21 protein-coding genes and 1 pseudogene are annotated in these 18,932 nt (G+C 62.7%); 8 read left to right on the top strand and 14 right to left on the bottom strand.

Going from position 1 to position 18,932, the window contains the following annotated elements:
- The first annotated feature begins 8 nt into the window (after positions 1-8).
- Positions 9-506, top strand: a complete 498-nt coding sequence (locus tag ACVWW3_RS08425) for a peptide deformylase (RefSeq protein ID WP_247446851.1) — start codon at positions 9-11, stop codon at positions 504-506.
- Between the two features lie 42 nt (positions 507-548).
- Here the strand turns inward: ACVWW3_RS08425 and ACVWW3_RS08420 are convergent, their stop codons facing one another.
- From ACVWW3_RS08420 to ACVWW3_RS08410, 3 genes are read right to left on the bottom strand one after another with little or no spacing between them, the layout of a single operon-like run.
- Positions 549-911: an ArsR/SmtB family transcription factor gene (locus tag ACVWW3_RS08420; protein WP_247346113.1), complete on the bottom strand. Its 363-nt coding sequence runs from the start codon at positions 909-911 to the stop codon at positions 549-551.
- A complete protein-coding gene (locus ACVWW3_RS08415; RefSeq protein ID WP_247446850.1) occupies positions 911-1,573 on the bottom strand; it encodes an SRPBCC family protein in 663 nt (220 codons plus the stop codon). Before ACVWW3_RS08415 ends, ACVWW3_RS08420 begins: the two co-directional genes overlap by 1 nt.
- Positions 1,574-1,629: 56 nt before the next feature.
- The gene (locus tag ACVWW3_RS08410; RefSeq protein ID WP_456650341.1) at positions 1,630-2,427 is read right to left on the bottom strand and encodes an AraC family transcriptional regulator; all 798 of its coding nucleotides are present in this window, start codon (positions 2,425-2,427) and stop codon (positions 1,630-1,632) included.
- Positions 2,428-2,552: 125 nt separating this feature from the next.
- On the opposite strand from ACVWW3_RS08410, the gene ACVWW3_RS08405 reads away from it, so the two are divergent.
- Positions 2,553-4,097, top strand: coding sequence for a carboxylesterase/lipase family protein (locus ACVWW3_RS08405; RefSeq protein ID WP_456650342.1), 1,545 nt, complete (start codon positions 2,553-2,555; stop codon positions 4,095-4,097).
- Positions 4,098-4,103: 6 nt separating this feature from the next.
- Here the strand turns inward: ACVWW3_RS08405 and ACVWW3_RS08400 are convergent, their stop codons facing one another.
- From ACVWW3_RS08400 to ACVWW3_RS08385, 4 genes are all read right to left on the bottom strand, one after another.
- The gene (locus tag ACVWW3_RS08400; RefSeq protein ID WP_456650343.1) at positions 4,104-5,369 is read right to left on the bottom strand and encodes a serine hydrolase domain-containing protein; all 1,266 of its coding nucleotides are present in this window, start codon (positions 5,367-5,369) and stop codon (positions 4,104-4,106) included.
- Between the two features lie 96 nt (positions 5,370-5,465).
- The gene (locus ACVWW3_RS08395) at positions 5,466-6,347 is read right to left on the bottom strand and encodes an AraC family transcriptional regulator (protein WP_456652047.1); all 882 of its coding nucleotides are present in this window, start codon (positions 6,345-6,347) and stop codon (positions 5,466-5,468) included.
- Positions 6,348-6,505: 158 nt separating this feature from the next.
- Entirely contained in the window at positions 6,506-7,405 is a 900-nt protein-coding gene (locus ACVWW3_RS08390) for an HNH endonuclease (protein ID WP_456650344.1), read from the bottom strand.
- Between the two features lie 166 nt (positions 7,406-7,571).
- Positions 7,572-7,784: a hypothetical protein gene (locus tag ACVWW3_RS08385; protein WP_456650345.1), complete on the bottom strand. Its 213-nt coding sequence runs from the start codon at positions 7,782-7,784 to the stop codon at positions 7,572-7,574.
- A 165-nt stretch (positions 7,785-7,949) separates the two neighbouring features.
- Between ACVWW3_RS08385 and ACVWW3_RS08380 the strand changes: the two genes are divergently transcribed.
- A complete protein-coding gene (locus ACVWW3_RS08380) occupies positions 7,950-8,384 on the top strand; it encodes a VOC family protein (protein WP_456650346.1) in 435 nt (144 codons plus the stop codon).
- A 115-nt stretch (positions 8,385-8,499) separates the two neighbouring features.
- Here the strand turns inward: ACVWW3_RS08380 and guaA are convergent, their stop codons facing one another.
- Positions 8,500-10,098, bottom strand: coding sequence for a glutamine-hydrolyzing GMP synthase (guaA, locus tag ACVWW3_RS08375; protein WP_456650347.1), 1,599 nt, complete (start codon positions 10,096-10,098; stop codon positions 8,500-8,502).
- Positions 10,099-10,245: 147 nt separating this feature from the next.
- Here guaA and ACVWW3_RS08370 point away from each other — a divergent pair, with 147 nt between their 5' ends.
- The 3 genes from ACVWW3_RS08370 to ACVWW3_RS08360 all read left to right on the top strand — a co-directional run bounded on the left by ACVWW3_RS08370 (position 10,246) and on the right by ACVWW3_RS08360 (position 11,507).
- Positions 10,246-10,617 (top strand): nuclear transport factor 2 family protein, encoded by a 372-nt coding sequence (locus ACVWW3_RS08370; protein ID WP_354046832.1) that lies wholly within the window; start codon positions 10,246-10,248, stop codon positions 10,615-10,617.
- 88 nt (positions 10,618-10,705) lie between these two features.
- Entirely contained in the window at positions 10,706-11,038 is a 333-nt protein-coding gene (locus ACVWW3_RS08365; protein WP_354103677.1) for a DHCW motif cupin fold protein, read from the top strand.
- 259 nt (positions 11,039-11,297) lie between these two features.
- Positions 11,298-11,507, top strand: a complete 210-nt coding sequence (locus tag ACVWW3_RS08360; protein ID WP_007592195.1) for a cold-shock protein — start codon at positions 11,298-11,300, stop codon at positions 11,505-11,507.
- Positions 11,508-11,612: 105 nt separating this feature from the next.
- Here the strand turns inward: ACVWW3_RS08360 and ACVWW3_RS08355 are convergent.
- Both ACVWW3_RS08355 and ACVWW3_RS08350 read right to left on the bottom strand, forming a co-directional pair.
- Positions 11,613-12,915, bottom strand: a pseudogene (locus tag ACVWW3_RS08355) (RsmB/NOP family class I SAM-dependent RNA methyltransferase).
- A gap of 47 nt (positions 12,916-12,962) precedes the next feature.
- Positions 12,963-13,385, bottom strand: coding sequence for an MAPEG family protein (locus ACVWW3_RS08350; protein WP_456650349.1), 423 nt, complete (start codon positions 13,383-13,385; stop codon positions 12,963-12,965).
- A 180-nt stretch (positions 13,386-13,565) separates the two neighbouring features.
- Between ACVWW3_RS08350 and ACVWW3_RS08345 the strand changes: the two genes are divergently transcribed.
- Complete coding sequence (locus tag ACVWW3_RS08345) at positions 13,566-13,835, top strand: hypothetical protein (RefSeq protein ID WP_456650350.1); 270 nt, start codon at positions 13,566-13,568, stop codon at positions 13,833-13,835.
- A 15-nt stretch (positions 13,836-13,850) separates the two neighbouring features.
- On the opposite strand, the gene ACVWW3_RS08340 is transcribed toward ACVWW3_RS08345, so the two are convergent.
- The 3 genes from ACVWW3_RS08340 to ACVWW3_RS08330 all read right to left on the bottom strand — a co-directional run bounded on the left by ACVWW3_RS08340 (position 13,851) and on the right by ACVWW3_RS08330 (position 16,499).
- Complete coding sequence (locus tag ACVWW3_RS08340) at positions 13,851-14,147, bottom strand: hypothetical protein (RefSeq protein WP_456650351.1); 297 nt, start codon at positions 14,145-14,147, stop codon at positions 13,851-13,853.
- 148 nt (positions 14,148-14,295) lie between these two features.
- Positions 14,296-15,318 carry an NADP-dependent oxidoreductase gene (locus ACVWW3_RS08335; protein ID WP_456650352.1) on the bottom strand — a complete coding sequence of 341 codons (1,023 nt, stop codon included), beginning with the start codon at positions 15,316-15,318 and terminating at the stop codon, positions 14,296-14,298.
- Positions 15,319-15,747: 429 nt separating this feature from the next.
- Positions 15,748-16,499, bottom strand: a protein-coding gene (locus ACVWW3_RS08330) for an IS5 family transposase (RefSeq protein WP_247772603.1) whose coding sequence is annotated in 2 segments (ribosomal slippage) — positions 15,748-16,169 and positions 16,169-16,499 — 753 coding nt in all. Because the reading frame shifts where the segments join, the coding sequence is not laid out codon by codon here.
- Positions 16,500-16,617: 118 nt separating this feature from the next.
- Here ACVWW3_RS08330 and ACVWW3_RS08325 point away from each other — a divergent pair.
- Positions 16,618-17,157 carry a hypothetical protein gene (locus ACVWW3_RS08325; protein ID WP_247346025.1) on the top strand — a complete coding sequence of 180 codons (540 nt, stop codon included), beginning with the start codon at positions 16,618-16,620 and terminating at the stop codon, positions 17,155-17,157.
- Here the strand turns inward: ACVWW3_RS08325 and guaB are convergent, their stop codons facing one another.
- The gene (guaB, locus tag ACVWW3_RS08320; protein WP_456650353.1) at positions 17,158-18,651 is read right to left on the bottom strand and encodes an IMP dehydrogenase; all 1,494 of its coding nucleotides are present in this window, start codon (positions 18,649-18,651) and stop codon (positions 17,158-17,160) included.
- Positions 18,652-18,932: the final 281 nt, after the last annotated feature.

The raw sequence follows: 18,932 nt of genomic DNA, 5'->3' as shown, positions 1-18,932 counted from the left end.
GAGCCTGCATGACCATTCGCCCGATCGTCCGCTATCCCGACCGCCGCCTCGCGATGCCGGCTCGCCCCGTCACTGCATTCGACGCCGCCTTGCGCGAGCTTGCAGCGGATCTGCTCGAGACGATGCGCGCTGCGCCCGGCATCGGCATCACGGCGCCGCATATCGGCGTGCCCTTGCGCGTCGTCGTGCTCGAGCTCGACGCTCCGGACGGCCCGCGCACCTACGTCAACCCGGAGATCGAATGGGCCTCGGCCGAGATGATCCTGCATCGCGAAGGCAGCGTCTCGATGCCCGGGGTCAACGACGACGTCCAGCGCCACGCCCGCGTGCGGATCAGCTATCAGGATATCGACGGCAACATGCAGACCGAGGAGTCCGAAACCTTGCGCGCTGTTTGCCATCAGCACGAGATCGACCAGCTCGACGGTATGTTCTGGATTCAGCGGCTGTCGCGGCTGAAAAGGGAGCGGCTGGTGAAACGGTATGAGAAGATGTCGCGGGGCTGAAGGTGACTGTTCGCTCCTCTCGCCATTTTTGTTCGTAATTTATCAAGCCCTCTTCCCGCTCCGTTTGGTCATGGGAGCGTTACGACGCTCGCGTTTGCCGCGCGCGATCTCGGTCGCCAGCGCGTCCAGCTTCGGCTCCCAAAAATTTCTGAATTGATCGATCCATGCATCCACCGCCCGCAGGCCCGCGACATCGACCGAATAGAGTCGTCTCTGCGCCTCCGCCCGAACCGTTGCAAAGCCGCTCTCGCGCAGCACCTTGAGGTGCTGCGACACAGCCGCCTGCGTGATCCCGAACTCGGCCCCGATCACTTCGACGACCTCGCCGGACGCCATTTCCCGAGGCGCGAGCAGCTCGAGGATGCGACGGCGCACGGGATCAGCGAGGACCTCGAAGATTTGCATCAGCTTCCTGTGCCCGGATGGGCGATGTCAGGCGGCATCTCACCGCGATAAAAAGCGATGGTGCGGTCAGAGCGCTGCTTCGCCGAAGCCGCATCGACCCCGCTTGCGACGTGCGCCGCGCGCCAATACTCGCCGCTACCCGTCATGAATTCCTTGCCCGCAGGAGAGCCCATCCATGCCTCGGCCGTCTCATGATCGACCGATGCCCCGGTCACAAGATATCTCTCAAGTCCCGCAATGGCGAGATCCCAACCGATCCCCACTGCCCCTGGACCGAACTGGTTCCAATGGTCCTCAATGATCGCGGTATGCTCAAGCGTCAAGCGCGCCTGACTTCGTTCTGCTGTCAGCTTGACATCGATCCAGCTCATCGCGCCGCCGAATTCCCAAGTCGCAGCAAAATGGGTCGGCGGCGTGCATGCCGTGATGGTACCGCCTGCATTCCCCTTGAGCTGGTACTTTCCACCGAGCCGGAGATCTCCCTCGACCGGCAAGAACCACCGCGGAATGCGCTGCTGGCTGGTCACTGCGTCCCAGAGATCGTCGACGCTCGTCTCGTAAAGCCGCGTCAATGTCACTGCACTGGCGGCTTTCCCGTCCTTCTCGAAATTCTTTACCGACCGCGTCACAAGCCCCAATACCCTGGCGACGTCGATTTCCATGGCGCTCCTCCTTGTCGTTTCATGCAAGAATGAATACCGGTCGAAGCTAATATAAGTCAATTCTTATATTCAGGAGAGATACTGCTCAGATATTTCGCCGGCGGCTTCCCGAGCGCCTTCTTGAACATCGTGATGAAGGCCGCGACCGACTCGTAGCCGAGGTCGGCCGAAACCTGCTGCACGCTGGCGCCGGAGGTGAGTTCTCGCAAGGCGACGATCAGGTGCAATTGCTGACGCCAGCGCCCGAAGCTCAGCCCCGTTTCCTTGACGACGAGACGCGCGAGGCTGCTCTCGCTCAGCGCAACGCGATGGGCCCATTCGGCCAGGGTCCTGCGGTCGGAAGGGTCTTTTGCCAGCGCTGCAGCAATCTTCTTCAAACGCGGCTCGGGCGAGAGCGGCAGATGGAGCTGCTGAACCGGCATGTGAGGGAGTTCGCGCAGAAGGACGCTCGCCAGGAGGGCCACCCTCGCCTCGTCATCCGCGATCTGATCGGACAGCTCGACGATCACTTCACGCAGCAGCGGGGAGATCGAGAGCGTGCAGCACCGATCCGGCAAGTCCACGACGTCGGGCTCGATATAAACGAAGAACAGCCGGGCATTTTCTGTCGCGAGGTTGCTGTGCTGCATGCCCCCGGGCACCCAAACTGCGCAATGCGGCGGCACCATCCACAGGCCATTGGGAACGCGACAGGTGACGCCGCCGCCCAGCGCGAAAATAAGTTGTCCTTTGCGGTGCCTGTGATCGGGCACCTCCGCCTTGGTCCCGATCACGTCAACGCGCACGGCGATGACAGGTGCGGAGCGATCGTCCACATCGAGATTCGTCCACGGAAAGTGAAGGGACTGCCGCATGCTTGCCTGTTTTTAGCAATTGATTGGCGGAATACCTAAATCGAGCAGATAAGAAAGTCGATAGGCTGTCGCCTGAACCTGCCTGGCTGCGGCCAGGTGCGCACACGCGAGCAAGAGATACGACCATGCATGCCTTCACGACCGCTACAGCAGCCGAACGTGTGGTCAGCACACAAGCCGGCTCCGTGCGTGGCGGCCCGCGCGATGCCAGCGGCGTGCTGGCGTTCAAAGGCATTCCCTACGCAGCACCGCCGGTCGGACCTTTGCGTTGGTGCGCACCGCAGCCGCCCTCACCATGGGACGGCGTGCGCGATGCGTTGGCGTTCGGCGCGGGGTGTCTATCGGCGCTCGAAAACGACCAGCGGCCGGGACCGCGCGACGAGGATTGCCTCTATCTCAATGTCTGGACCGCGGCGAAGCACGCGGACGAGAAGCGGCCCGTGATGGTGTGGATTCACGGCGGCGGCTTTCAGTTCGGCTCCTCGGCCAATCCCGCGACCGACGGCGGCGCGTTGGCCGCCAAGGGTGTCGTCGTGGTCAGCTTCAATTATCGCCTCGGCATCTTCGGCTTCTACGCCCATCCCGATCTCGACACGGAGGCACCCTCAGGCAATTACGGCCTGCAGGACCAGTTGATGGCGCTGCGCTGGGTCAAGGCCAACATCGCCGGCTTTGGCGGTGACCCCGATAACGTCACCCTGTTCGGCGAATCCGCCGGCGCCATGGCCGTCGGCATTTTGATGGCCTCGCCGCTCGCGCATGGACTGTTTCACAAGGCCATTGGACAGAGCGGCGCGTTCTGGGATGGCAAGCACGGCCCACTCCAGGGCTTTGAAGAAGCTCGCGCGCGTGGTCTCGCTTTCGCCCGGCAACAGGGCAACGGGTCCATCGCGGCCTTGCGCAGCATGCCGGCCGACCGGTTGAATGCAGCCGCGCCGTGGAGTTTCAGGACCAGCCCCGTCGTGACCGCGTTCTCGCCGAGTATCGATCATCACGTCGTGCCTGATGTGCCCGCGCGGCGATTCCTGCGCGGCGAACAGATGCACATCCCCTTGCTGGCGGGCTGGAATGCCGCCGAGGAAGTCCCTTTCGCCCCGCAGTCCCTCCCCGATCAATCGGCGAAAGCCTTTGTCGCCGCGGCTGCGGAGATGTTCGGCAAGGAACGCATCGCCGATTTCCTGAAGGTCTATCCCGCCGCGACCGACGTGGAGGCCAAAGCGTCCGCGGCGGCGCTTAACGGCGACACTGTGGTCGGCGAGCAATGCTGGCAGTGGCTGCGGCTGCATCGGCGCGGGGGACGTGCGCCCGTTTACGGTTATCACTTCAGCTACACCTCGCGTTACACGCCGATCGCCTCGCATGTCACGGACATTCCGTTCGTGTTCGGCAGCCTGACGCCGCAACAGGTGATCGGCAGCACGACGCCACCGGCCGAAGAAGACCGCGCCCTGGCGCAGACGATGATGAGCTATTGGGTGAATTTCGCCGCACACGGAGATCCCAACGGATCCGGCCTGCCGCCCTGGCCCGCCTATGACGAGAACGATGTCGTGCAGATCCTGGGCACAAAGATCGAAGCCCACCGCAATCCGCAAGCCGCTCGCTTCCGCTTCCTCGACAGTTTCAGGCAGGACGGCATATTGCCGATGCGCTGGCGGGAGGTGCCGTAAGCGGCCTCAACCGCCGGCCATCATCTCCTTCGCCAGCGCCATGTAGGCCGGCAGCGTCACGGGATCGTTGGCGGCGTTGCCCGCGACCGGATGCGAGGCGTAACGCGCGATCACCATCTCGGCCCTGGGATCGACGTAGATGCCCTGGCCGTGAACGCCGCGCGCCATGTAGGCGCCGTGGGCATTGTGCGTGACCCACCATTGATTACGATAGGACGCACCTGGCAGCGTGGTGTAGCCGGCCGGCTTGAATTTTTCGGGATCGCCGCCGCGCGCGATGTCCTCGACGACAGATGATGGCACGATCTGGCGGCCGTTGAAGCGGCCGTGATTGCGCATGGTCTCGCCGAAGCGGGCGAGATCGCGCAAGCAGGTCGACAGGCCGCCGCCGCCGCTTTCGGTGCCGATGCGATCGACGTGATAATGCGCGTCCTCCTCGGCGCCCATCGGCGTCCATATCCGCTCGGAGAGATGATCGGACAACGTCATGCCGCTGGCGCGCCTGATGATCCAGGCCAGCACGTCGGAATTGACGGTCTTGTAGGCAAAGGCCTTGCCGTGCTCGCCCTGCTTCTTCTGCGCGACGAGGAAATCGAAAATATTGGTCGCTCCGTCATAGTCCGGCGGAATCGGCGCCATGCCGTTCGCCCTCCGCAGCCCCCACACCGCGGAATTCCTGTCGGTGTAAACTTCGGTGTATGCGAGCCCCGTGGTCATATCCATGGCCTCCCGCACGCGCGCATTGCCGAATGCGCTGGCCCTCAGCTCCGGCACATACTCCGTAACAGGCGCCTGCGGATCGATTTTGCCCTCGGCGACCAGAATGCCGGCGAGCGTGCCGGTGAACGATTTCGTCACCGACATCGCGATATGCGGCTTGTGCGGCTTCAACGCGCCAAAGTAGCGCTCGTAGATCAGCTTGCCCCGATGCATCACGGCGATGCCGTCGGCATAGGTCTCCTCCAGCATTTTTGCGAACGTCATGGGACGTCCATCCATCGTGATCGAGGCGACCGCGCCGATGTCATGGTCTTCGCGCGGAAGCACCGACGCGGGCCCCGCCCCGCGCCAGACGTTCACGGTCGGCACCAGCTGGCGGATGTTGCTCCACGCCCAGCGCAGCTCGGGGAAGCTGCGGAACGAGCCGTTCTGGAAGCTGACGGTGCGGTCCGGTGCCGGCGGGAAGCCTTTCATCCAGCCGAGGGTTTCGGGGTCGGTTTCGGTGGCGGTTGCGGGTGCGGGTGACTGGCTGGGGTCGGCGGCGGTGGACATGAAGGCAGGCTCCAGAGGGGACGCCGCGGTCGTAGCACGGGGGCGCGCAACAGAGACCCGGCGTTTGTGCAAGGCGACCTGCACGATGAGGCGGCGCTATTTCAGCGGCAGAAAAAGCTCCGCGACCGTCTCATGCTCCGGCACCTCCGGGAAGAAGCTCAGCCGCTGGCAATAGATCGGGAAGTCGCGCGCTTCCTCGCCGCTGGCCGGGAGCCACTCGCGATAAAGAAAGAGCGCGGCCGGTTCCAGATTGTCGGTGTAGCCGACGACGCGCAGCACGGCGCAGCGTCCGCCGGGAATCTCGCCGGCTTTGATCTCTTCGCCGTTCGCTTCGATGGGCAGGCCGGTCCCGACACAAAGGTCCACGCGATATTCGGCGGGCGGCACAGGACGCCGCTCGGAATGCCAGACGTTGAAGGTCGGACTTGTCCTGGGGTGAAGGCCGGCGGCCCTGCGCCACGCGATGAACCGCTGGATGGTGGCGGGAAGCGTTGCCGGGTCGCCCCGATGCTCCATGATCGCCACTGGTGTCGGGGACACATCGCGTATCGTTACGTCGTCAGTGGTAAAAATTGTCTGCATGAGCTTGCTCCTGGCGTTGTCGAGAGGCACGAAGGCCGCAAGCCACGGCTCCCGGTCGGGAGACTTCCGGAACGATGACGGCGATTGCCCGAACCGTTGCCGAAAGGCGCGGGCGAAGGCGTCGGGTGCATCGTAACCTGCATCCATCGCGATCTCAGTGACATCAAGGGCGTCCATGTAGGCCAGCTGATGCGAAGCGCGCTTCATACGGGCCAGATGGATATAGCGATGCACTGACAACCCGAAAGTCGCCGTGAACTGCCGGTGGAAATGAAATTTTGAGAAGGCCGCAACATCGCTCACCGTTTCCAGGTCCAGATCATCGTCGAGATGCCGGTCAATATGATCCAGCACCCGCCGCATCCGGGCCTGATAGTTTTGCAGCGCCGCCTTCATCATCCCTCCTCCGTGGCGGCTCAATCTAGACGCTGACGGCCATGATTTGCCCGACCGATCTTGCGGTTGGGCACGGATTCCGTCAGGAGGGCGGCAACTCGACAATGTGATCGAGCACAGGCACGCCGAGCGGCCGGAAGTGCCTGACACGACCGCACCTATTGCTTGAAACAATGCTCGCGATGCCAATTAAGAAAATGGGGGTGAGGCCGATCGGATATCCGATGCGGCGCAAGGGCGCGACCGGTCTTGTTGATGATCGACCGCACTCCGTCGGGATCATTTGTTTGGCGCGAGATCAATATCTCCAAATCGTCTGCCAAACTGATCAGACCGCGATCGAACATCCAATGCGCGGTACCTGAAAGAGCGATGCCATTGCTGATGATGTCCGGACCACTCACCTCAACCGGTCGTATGTGAGCCGCGGCGACTTCTGCGCGCCCCATCCCGTTGATGAGCTTTAGCCCAGTAATCGCGCAACGCTCATCATAGGCCCGCAACACGATCCGACGAAAAACTCGATCGCGTAAGACTCTCGACACTGTGAGGCTAACGCGGTCTCTCTGCTGGTCGAACCTAAACGGCGCCTGCCTCTCCTCAACCTGAAGCAGTCGAACGTCCTCATCCACCCGGGGCAACAAGGGCGCGCCCTCCGCCAAACCGAGTTCGCATATTCTATTGAAATCGTCCGGAGAGATTGGGCGGACTGCCGACTGCGCACGTCCTGAAATTCGGCCCTGCTCATTCAGGACGCCGCGCTCTGCGGGACCAGTCGGCCCGTTGAAAGGGACTGGATTGGCAAAATCGAGATAACTTCCGGGCTCGATCAGAGCGAGATACATCCCCGAGGCACCAGGGTCGGGAATCACCTGCTGAACCCGAGCAATCGCAAAGTAGCCGCGCGTCTCCGAGACCTTGCTTGGTTCGTAATAGATGATCCAATCGCCGATGCAGGCTTCAACACGGCGGAGATATTGACTGGGAAACTGATATTGTTCAGCCGGGCTGTCATCGTAGATCGAGTCCGATCGATGGATGAATACCCCAAATCCCATGATTTATGCGACGACGCCTCTCGAGGAAGTAACTGCCTAATCCAGTGATGCCGAACCTGGAGAGGAAACTCCCTACTCCCACTCGATTATTTTGAGCGATTATAATGCTTTGATTTAACAGACAAAAGTCTTTCCCTGTACGACGAAGAACCGACTGCCCGATCCGTCAGAAATTTGCACTCTTGAATTCAAAGGAGAATTTCGGCGATTTGGAATCTGCTCGGTTTTCAGCGACTATCGCCGACGATCGGTCGATTTTTTGAAAGCCCGACGAATGTAAGCAGAAACGCCTCGCTGAAAAAAGACCGTCACCGTCCATGCGACCGGGGATTTTTGGTCCAATCGCGCCGATATGGCGCGTCGAATCGGCGAGCGCCATGAAGGGTCAGTCCAAACCCACATCCGTAGTGTTTCCCTTGTAGGAAACCCATATGGCGGCACTGGCGTTCACACAATGGCCGACCTGTGCAGCGCCTACGCGCGCCCATCGTGTGGGCCAGTCTCTGATGGAACCGTAAGTCCCGCTTCTGCAAGAGGAGCTCATATGGCTCATATGCAAGAGTTCGAGCGTATCAAAGTCTTGTTCGTTGCCGGGTTTGGGCCAATCGTCCGCGATAGAGTCGCGGGCGGAAAATTATACGGCGAGACCCTCAATATCTCATTCAAGAAGGAGCAGGGTGGTTACCTGCATACTGAGGCTCTGAAAGGAGTTCGGACTTTCGCCTTGTGGCCGCTCGATCAGGCGGCACAGTCCTGCTTTGGCAAAGATTCCTGGCCAGACAATACACCTGTTCCCCAAGCATGGCTCGAATTTGATGTCGAAGACGTTGAAGGCGCAACTGCGGAACTGGAATCGCGAGGCTATCGACTGCTCATCAAGAACAAGAAGGAGCCATGGGGTCAGACTGTCACACGGTTCCTTTCGCCGGAAGGAATTCTGGTTGGACTAACAATCACTCCATCGATGCGGGACTCATGAGTGCCTCGGTGAATGTTTGGTGTCCCGTTCATTTCGACACTATCGAAGACGATCTGTTAAACTGAATTCCTAGTCCTATCCGCTACTATCCAAACGCCGCCTTTTCTACGCCCCCCTACTCCCACTCAATCGTCCCAGGCGGCTTGCTGGTCACGTCGTACACCACCCTATTCACGCCCTTCACCTCGTTGATGATGCGCGTGGCGGTCTCGCCGAGGAACTTCATATCGAACTGGTAGAAGTCCGCGGTCATGCCGTCGGTTGAGGTGACGGCGCGCAGGCCCACGACGAAGTCGTAGGTACGGCCGTCGCCCATGACGCCTACCGTCTTCACGGGCAGCAGCACGGCGAAAGCCTGCCAGATGTCGTCGTAGAGGCCTGCTTTCCGGATCTGGTCGATGTAGACGGCGTCGGCCTGGCGCAGGATGTCGAGTTTTTCGCGCGTGATATCGCCGGGGCAGCGGATGGCGAGGCCGGGGCCCGGGAACGGATGGCGGCCGACGAAGATTTCGGGCAGGCCGAGCTCGCGCCCGAGCTTGCGCACCTCGTCCTTGAACAGCTCGCGCAAGGGCTCGACGAGCTTCATGTTCATGCGCGCAGGGAGACCGCCGACATTGTGGTGCGACTTGATCGTCACCGAGGGGCCGCCGGTGAAGGAGACGCTCTCGATCACATCGGGGTAGAGCGTGCCTTGGGCGAGGAAGTCGGCGCCGCCGATCTTCTTGGCTTCCTGCTCGAACACCTCGATGAAGAGGCGGCCGATGGTCTTGCGCTTGGTCTCGGGGTCGGTGACGCCTTCAAGCTCGCCCAAAAACTGTTTCGAGGCATCCACGTGCACGAGTGGGATGTTGTAGTGGTGGCGGAACAGGTCAACCACGGTCTTGGCTTCATCGAGGCGGAGCATGCCGTGATCGACGAACACGCAGGTGAGCTGGTCGCCGATGGCTTCGTGGATCAGCACGGCCGCGACCGCGGAATCGACGCCACCGGAGAGGCCGCAGATCACCTTGCCCTTGCCCACCTGCGCACGGACCTTCGAGATCTCCTCCTCGCGGAAGGCGCGCATCGTCCAGTCGCCGGAGAGGCCCGCGATCTTGCGCACGAAATTGCGGATCAGTTTTGCGCCGTCGGGCGTGTGCACCACTTCGGGGTGGAACATCAGGCCGTAATATTTGCGCGTCTCGTCCTGGATGATCGCGAAGGGCGCGTTCGGCGAGGTGCCGGCGACGGAGAAGCCCGGCGGCATCTTCGTGATGCGGTCGCCATGGCTCATCCAGACCTGGTTCTTGCCGCCTGACGACCAGACGTCCTCGAACAGCTTGCTCGCGGCTTTGACCTCGACATCGGCGCGGCCGAATTCGCGGTGATGGCCGCCCTCGACGGTGCCGCCGAGCTGGGCTGCCATGGTCATCTGGCCGTAGCAGATGCCGAGCACGGGCACGCCGGAATCGAAGATTGCTTGGGGCGCGCGGGGCGAGCCGGCCTCATGCACCGACTCAGGCCCGCCGGAGAGAATCACCGCCTTCGGCTTCATCTCCTTGAAAACTTGTTCGGCCTTGTTGAACGGGACGATCTCGCAATAGACGCCGTCCTCGCGCACGCGACGCGCAATCAGCTGCGTCACCTGGCTGCCGAAGTCGACGATGAGAATCTTGTCGTGCGCCAAGGCCACTGAGAGCGTCGACGCGGAGCGGTCGTTCTGTGCTGCTGTCATGGCAAGCAGATACGCGACGGAGGCTTTTCCCGCAACCGCGCGGGCCGCGCGCCCACATTCTTCTTTGGGTATGGACAAATGGATATAGGTAAGTATTATTGACCTAATACGCCCGTCACTCACCAGGGGCCGATCAGGGAGGACGCCATGCCACCGCATCATCAGCCGTCGAATCTCGCCGCGCTCGGCCGCACCTGGGTCGAGGCCTGGAATACTGGCGATCTCGAACGCGTGCTCACGCTCTACGACGACGAGGCCGTGATGACCTCGGACCGCATCCCTGCGATGGGGTTCGAGCCGGATGGCACCGTGCGCGGCAAGGACGCTTTGCGCGCCTATTGGGGAAAGGCGCTCGGGCTGTTGCCCAACCTGCATTTCTCGTTGATCGAATTGTTCGTCAGCCCTGACAGCGTGGTGGTGTTCTACGAGAACGAGCGGGGAAAGCGGATCTGCGAGTATTTGCGGGTGAACGCGGCGGGGCTGATCGTGCAGGGCTCGGCCAATCATTTGGCGCCCTAGGCCTATCCTCGTCATTGCAATGACGGAGACTGTGGCGAACGCCTACGCTAACAACACCGCCGCCGGCACCACGACCAGGACCCCCACCATGAAACTCCCGACGTCCCCCTTCACGGTCACCGACTGGAGCAAGGTCACCTCCACCACGCATCCCGGCGAAACCGGGCAGGCCCAGTGGCGCACGCTCAACATCGGCGATCTCCGGGTGCGGATGGTCGAGTATTCACCGGGTTATCTCGCCGACCATTGGTGCGATCGCGGCCACGTGCTCTACGTGCTGCAGGGCGAGCTCGACAGCGAGCTGCGCGACGGCCGCACGTTCAAGCTCACGGCGGGGATGAGCTACCAGGTCTCGGATTTCGGCGACGCCGCGCATCGGTCCTCCACAGCGACCGGGGCAACACTTTTCATCGTCGATTGAGGCCTCCCGGGTGGTTAATTTGCACCGCAAAATAGCAAATTGGCGCGACATCCCGAACCACGGGTGGTGCCTTGAAGTGGCCCCAAAATCTCGCTATATTGTGATCATCGATACTTGGCCGAACGACTGGGCCGCTTCGCTTCGTTGCTGACGGGCGCGCACGCTTCAGATGAATTCTCCAACATCGACTGATGAGGACTATGGACGCAATGTCGCGTTCCGGTCTGCGTGTTAACTTCTCAAGCAAAGGAAATTCCCCATGGCTATGGGCACCGTGAAGTGGTTCAACAATCAAAAGGGTTTTGGTTTCATCCAGCCGGATGACGGCGACAAGGACGTGTTCGTGCACATCAGCGCCGTCGAGCGCGCCGGCCTCTCGACCCTCAACGAGGGCCAGAAGGTCTCGTTCGACATCGTCGCCGATCGTCGCAGCGGCAAGTCCTCCGCTGACAATCTCCGCGTCGGCTAATCGCCAGCGCAACAGCGCTCTGACCACGGACGTACCGGTTAGAAGCGTTGAGACAACAGACCCCGCGGCCGGTAACGGTTCGCGGGGTCTTTGTTTTGAGTGGTTCTAGCCAGACTTCTTCAGCACCGAGACGAAGAACCCGTCCGTGCCCGTCCGCCGCGGCGTCATCAGCCATCCCTCCGGCGATTGCAGCGCGGCCTGCGCAAACTCCTCCGCCTTGTCCCAGAGCACGCTCGCGGTCTGCTCGGGCGGCACCACCGCGAACTCTGGATGGCGGCCGGTGAACGCCCTCACCTGCTCGCCGTTTTCCTCTGGGAGCACCGAGCAGGTGATGTAGGCGATGCGGCCCCCGGCCTTGACCAGCGGAACCGCGCGCTCGAGCACCGCGGTCTGGTCCCTCAGGCGAATCTCCAGCGCGCCCGGGCGCATGCGCCATTTGGCATCGGGGTTGCGGCGCCAGGTTCCGGTTCCCGTGCACGGCGCGTCGATCACGACAAGGTCGGCGGTGGCGCTGATGTCGGCCAGCGGATCGGCCTCGCCCTTGGGCGTGCGCACATCGGCATTGTGGACGCCAGCGCGCGACAGGCGTTCGTGAATGGGAACAAGCTGCCGCTTGTCGCTGTCGGTTGCGATCAGCCGGCCTTTGCCCTGCATCATCGCGGCGAGCGCCAGCGTCTTGCCGCCGGCGCCGGCGCAGAGATCGATCACCTGCTCGCCGGGTTTTGCCGCAGTCAAAGCGGCCGCAAGCTGCGATCCCTCATCCTGCACTTCAATTGTGCCCTTGATGAAATCCTCTTCCGCCTGGACGCCCGGGTTGCGTGCATCGGCCGAAAGCGCGATGCGCAGGCCGGTTGCGGACCAATGCGTCGGTTTCGCATGAAGATGAGCAAGCGCCCCCAGCACCTTGTCGCGATTGGATTTTAGCGTGTTGACGCGCAGGTCGAGCGGCGCCCGGCTCGCCATCGCGGCGGCCTCCGCCACGCGGTCCTCGCCGAATGCCTTCGCAAAGTACGGATCCAGCCATTCCGGATAGTCGCCGGCGATCGCGGCCGGGGGCGTCCTTCAGCGAGCGCGCGGCGAGCGCGGCCTGCTCGGCGTCGGTCAGCGGCGCGGGGGCAAAGCGGCTGCCGTCGAACAATGCGGCCATGGTGGCCGCGTCCATGTTGCGCTCGAGCCGGAGCATGCCGATCAGCCGCCCCCGCGCGGTGTCGGCATCCATCAGGAACGCACTCGAGGCATAGCGGCGCAGCACGTCCCAGACGAGGCCGGCGATCGCGGCGCGGTCACCGGAGCCGGCGAAGCGGTGCGCGGTGCCCCACTCCTTCAGTGCCTTGGCCGCGGGAACGCGGTCCTTCTCGATGGTGTCGATCAGTTCGATGGCTGCGGACAGCCGGGCAGCGGGAGTCATTTCAAATCTTTCAGTGAATCCTGCAGATCAGGATTGGCGATTAGCGCCTAGATCAGCAACAGCATTTTCAGCGCGAAGTAGATCCACATCGCCAGCAGCACGAGCACGCCGGCGAGCCAGATCGTGGAGCGCGGGCCGAGCTGGTTCGAGGAGACGAATACGCCGGCATGGACGAACCGCGTCGCCACGAACACCCAGGACATCAGCACGATGAAGAGATCGGCATGGCGCAAGGGAAGCGCCAACGCGATCAGGACATAGAGCAGCACCGGCAGCTCGAACTGGTTGCGGTAGCAATTGGCCAACTGTGTGGCGCCCTGCGGCCAGTTGGGCTCGCCCAGGGCAATGTCGCGGCTCTTGGTCTCGCCGGAGACGAGCGCGCGCCGGCGCCCCAGCGCCATGGCGATCAGGAGCGCGAAGGTGAGACCGACCTGCACGAAGACCGGCAGCAAAACCATTTGAATGGACATCGGAATTTTCCCGGGATCTTCCCATCCGGCGGAAGGCACAGCTAGCGTCCATTAGCCGTCACCGCTGTTCCTGACAATCAACGAGTTGAACCGGCGTTCCCGATGAGGCGACCAACTGTCGATAGGCCTCAATTCACTGGTGATGAACTCAGGGCTCGCCTTCGAGCCGAGCAGTTCGAGATGTTTGCGCATATCGACCTGCGCCGGATCGCCAGCGGTCACGTGCACCAGCGGCGCGACTTCACCTGGCGCCACACCCACCACGTCTGGGCGCCTCAGCCGGCTTCAGGGATCAACGACGCGCGCCAGGACCGGATCGCGATCAAGAAGGTCGGGCTCGTGGAGTACCGCTTCCAGCCCGACAGCTTTGAGGTCCGCCACGTCAGGGCGGCCGGCCAGGTCGATGTCGACATCGAGGAGCTGTTCGTCCAGATGGGCGGCAAGCACTAGCTCGCCGGCCGGTGTTCAAGCGACGCTTTTGAGATCCTGCTGGATCGCGGCAAGCAAGGATTGCAGCGCCTCGCTGTTCACCGGCTTGGCCCCGGTATCGGCAGGCTGAACATTGGCAGGCCGCGCGGCTTTGACCGGACGCTTGGGGAATGGCGGCAAAGGCGTGGGCATCACGGGTTGCGTTAACGCGCGCTCGTCGTCGGCGTGAACGAATTTGCCATGGATGACGTCGTCTCGACGGCCCATGAGGAACATGGTCGCCCAATAGCCGGCGGCCAAAAGGATTACGCAGAAAACAACAATCTCTAACATCATCGCACCTGAAATATGCGCAATGATTCAATGCCTTCGCCGGCCCGTCAATGAACCGACGGTCACACTTGCGGCTTTTGCGGGCAGGTGTGGCCGATCGGTCACTTTTATTAACCCGCTCCGGCCCTCGGGGGGCCGGAGCGGCGGATCAAGCCTTGTCCGGCCCGACCCGCACCAGCTGCTTGCCGAAATTGGCGCCCTTCAGGAGCCCCATGAAGGCTCCGGGCGCGCTTTCCAGGCCCTCGGTGACGAACTCCCTGTACTTGACCTTGCCGTCCCGGACCCAGCCGGACATATCGCGCAGGAAGTCACCATGGCGGAAGGCGAAGTCGGAGACGATGAAGCCACGGAACGTCAGCCGCTTGGTCAGGGTCGCGCGCATCATGCTGGCCGCCCATTTCGGCGGCTTGGCCTCGGTGTCGTTGTAGTGCGCGATCAAGCCGCAGACCGGCACGCGCGCGAACGGGTTGAGCAGCGGGAACACCGCCTCGAACACGGCGCCGCCGACATTCTCGAAATAGACGTCGATGCCCTTCGGACAGGCGTCTTTCAGCTTCGCCGCCAGATCAGGATCGCGGTGATCGAGGCAGGCATCGAAGCCGAGCTCCTTCACCACGTAGTCGCATTTGTCCTTGCCGCCGGCGATGCCGACTGCGCGGGCCCCCTTGACCTTCGCGATCTGGCCTACCGCCGAGCCGACGGCACCGGAGGCGCCGGCGACGACGACGGTCTCGCCTTCCTGCGGCTTGCCGATATCGAGCAGGCCCGTATAGGCGGTCATGCCGGGCATGCCGAGTACGCCGATCGCCGTCGAGATCGGCGCGAGCTTCGGGTCGATCTTGTTCAGCCCCCTGCCGTCGGAGATCGCATGCGTCTGCCAGCCCGCGCGCGAGAGCACGATGTCGCCCTTGGCGAAGTTCGGATTGTTGGACGCCGCGACCTCGCAAACCGTACCGGCTTCCATCACACCGCCGACCGGCACCGGCGTCGCGTAAGACGGACCGTCGCTCATGCGCCCGCGCATATAGGGATCGAGCGACAGCCAGATCGTGCGCAGCAGGACTTCGCCCGCGCCTGGCGTCGGGACTGCGAATTCCTCAAGGCGGAAATCGGATGACTTCGGCTCGCCCACGGGACGCGCGGCGAGAACGATGCGTTTTGCTTGGGTCATGATGGCTTCCTCCAGAGTGTTCTTCGTCGCGAGCGAAGCGGAGGGAGGCAGCTGCGTCAATACAAAAGCATTGGAGTAACCGGCGCTGATGCGAGCGCGCCTCTCGTGTCCCGGACGCGCTGCAGCGCCCTTGCGCTGCTGCGCAGAGCCGGGACCCAGAACGCCCCATGCGATCAGGTGGAAAGATGGGCCCCGGCTCTGCAGCGCACCGCTAAAGAAGCGCTGCGCTGCGTCCGGGGCACGACACCGACGCCTACTCCCGCCCGGATCGTTCGGCGCCTCCCGCGTAGGTCCCGCTTCGCCAACCGGACATGCGAATACGAAGCGCGCTCCTCGATCCTGCAATCGAGGAAGTTGTTATGCTTCCGGCGAATTTTAAGTGCCGGATTAAGGTCGCAATCAGCTATCCGCACTAGGGTCTGTTGGGATTCATCTGGAGTTTATCGCGGCCGCGGCCAGATAGATCATTGAAGTGAAGCTCTGGTCGGTCTTGTCGGCGCGCATTGCGATGCGCTTGAATTCCTTGAGCTTGCCGAAGAAGTTCTCGATGAGATGCCGCCATTTGTACATCTCCTTGTCGATGGCGAGAGGCTGTGCACGGCGCGGATGCTGGGAGATGACGACTTTGGCGCCACGCGCTTCGAGCTCGGCGATGATGGCGTTGCTATCGAAGGCCTTATCAGCGATCAGCGCGTTGAAGGCCAATCCCTCGATGAGCGGCGGCACGCCCACCGTATCGAAACGCTGTCCCGGCAGGAGCACGAAGCGCACGAGATTGCCGAGCGCATCGGTGAGCGCCAGAATTTTGGTGGTCATGCCGCCTTTCGAGCGGCCGATCGCCTGGCTTTGCGTCCCCCTTTTGCGCCCTGACCGTGGCGGTGGACCTTGACGATGGTGGCGTCGACCATGGCGTATTCCATGTCGGGATCGTCGGAGATGGCCTCGAACAGCCGCTTCCAGACATCCGCCTTCACCCAGTCGCGAAAGCGCGTGAATGTGCTATTCCAGTGGCCGAACATCGCCGGCAGATCCCGCCAGGGACTGCCGGTTCGGGCGATCCACAGAACGGCCTCGACAAACAGTCGGTTGTCCTTGCCGCTGCGGCCCGGATCTCCCGGCTTGCCAAGACAATGCGGCTCCATCTTCGCCCATTGGGCGTCAGTCAAAACGAATCGGTCCATCCCAAGCTTGAATCACAACCAAGCCCCGATGAGAATCCTGAATCCCAACAGACCCTAGTCTAGGCTGTATCGAGGAGACAGCCTCGACACTGCCCGGCGTGCCGTCCTCACGAACACGATGAATAAGACCACAGCAAGCGGCTTCGAAACGGCAAGCAAAATGACAGTTGGACAGGGAATGGCGCTGTGGAGGCAGCAAGTCGGGCGAATGGGTCTCATAGCCCCAAAGAGCACGGCATGGAAAATAACGGCCGCCATCGCTGCCTTGCCGATCCTCATCTTTGTGATCGGCCCTACGCTCACAGCGTGGCTCGCAGACGCGTCCCCTGACTTTCGTGAATCGGCAGGTGCTCTTGCAGTTTTAGTGCTGATCCTCTTGCCAACATGGATCGCACTCTTTCTCAATCATCGCCATGCTCTGTTTATATTCTTGTCAAATCTCCTTTGTGTCTTGATCGCCGTCCTCTGCTGGGCCGGCATATCCGTTCTCAGTTGGGTCGGCCTCGGCGGCGAAGCGTGGTGGTCATTTCTGGGGTGGCAAGTCGCGCTCATCTGGTCGTTTATCAACAGCAAAAGACCGGACGCCCCGGAGTTAGGCGAGTCCGGTCCGTCGATCTCATCACTGAACGATCAACACGTGACCTTGCGTCAGGCGTAACTAACCGCCGCCCGGATAGTTCGGCGCTTCACGCGTGATGGTCACGTCGTGGACGTGGCTTTCGCGCAGGCCCGCACCGGTGATGCGGACGAAGTTCGCCTTCTCATGCAGCTCCTTCATGTCCTTTGCACCGACATAACCCATCGCGGCGCGCAAGCCCCCGGCGAGCTGGTGCATGACGTTGCCGACCGGGCCCTTGTAGGGCACCTGGCCCTCGATGCCTTCTGGCACGAGCTTCAGCGTGTCCTTGATGTCCTGCTGGAAGTAGCGGTCGGCCGAGCCGCGCGCCATCGCGCCGACCGAGCCCATGCCGCGATAGGCCTTGTAGGAGCGGCCCTGCCACAGGAACACCTCGCCGGGCGTCTCGTCGGTGCCGGCGAGCAGCGAGCCGACCATCGCGATGTCGGCGCCGGCGGCGAGCGCTTTGGCAAGATCGCCGGAGAACTTGATGCCGCCGTCGGCGATGACGGGGATGTCGGCCTTCTTGGCAGCTTCGACCGCATCCATGATCGCGGTGAGCTGCGGCACGCCGACGCCGGCGACGATGCGCGTGGTGCAGATCGAGCCCGGGCCGATGCCGACCTTGATGCAGTCCGCGCCCGCATCGATCAGCGCCTGTGCGCCCTCGGAGGTCGCGACGTTGCCGGCAACGACCTGCACCGAGTTGGACAGACGCTTGATGCGGTTGACCGCATGCAGCACGTGACGGGAATGGCCGTGCGCGGTGTCGACGACGACGAGATCGACGCCGGCATCGATCAGCCGCTCGGTGCGCTCGAAGCCGCTATCACCGACCGTGGTGGCGGCGGCGACGCGCAGACGCCCCTGCGCGTCCTTGCAGGCCAGCGGATGGGCGACCGCCTTCTCCATGTCCTTCACGGTGACCAGGCCGACGCAGCGATACTGCTCGTCGACCACCACCAGCTTCTCGATGCGATGCTGGTGCAGCATCCGCCGCGCCTCGTCCTGGCTGACATTCTCGCGCACCGTGACGAGACCTTCATGCGTCATCAGCTCGGAGATTTTTTGCTGGCGGTCGGTGGCAAAGCGGACGTCGCGGTTGGTGAGGATGCCGACCAGCTTGCCCGGCGTGGACTTGCCCGCACCGGTGACGACGGGAATGCCCGAGATGCCGTGATCGCTCATCAGCTTGAGCGCGTCGTCCAGCGTGGCGTCGGGGCTGATGGTGAGCGGGTTCACCACCATGCCCGACTCGTAGCGCTTGACCTGCCGCACCTGGGCCGCCTGCCCTTCGGGATCGAAATTGCGGTGGATGACGCCGATGCCGCCGGCCTGCGCCATGGCGATCGCCATGCGGGCTTCGGTGACCGTGTCCATGGCGGAGGCCATGATCGGGATGTTGAGCGGGATGGCGCGGGTGACGCGGGAGCGGATGTCGACCTCGCCCGGCATGACGTCCGACAGGCCTGGCCTCAGCAGCACGTCGTCGAACGTGAGGGCTTCGCGAATGCCTTGAAGTTGCACCGTGGCCATTTGCCAACTCCTTCCTGCGGCCCTGCCGCAAATAGCTATGGATGAGCGCCGCCCTCGGCGTACCTTGCGGCATCGCCGGAGAATCGGAGCCCATCGGTGGGGTTGACGCGGGTCGATAGCACGGGAGGGTAACGAATCAAAGCAAATCGGACCGCCGGCCAGCCATGCACAGGCCTTTTTAGGCAAGTTCAGCGCGGATAGCTCCGCGGCCCGTGCCGCCGGATGGCGTCCACGACGGCCCCGTGCCGGTAAATCATCGCGATCTCCGGCGCAGGGGCGCG

The organism is Bradyrhizobium sp. LM2.9 (genome assembly GCF_054056555.1).
Note: the sequence above shows the minus strand (reverse complement) of the source record. Positions and strands in the feature narration are given on the sequence as shown.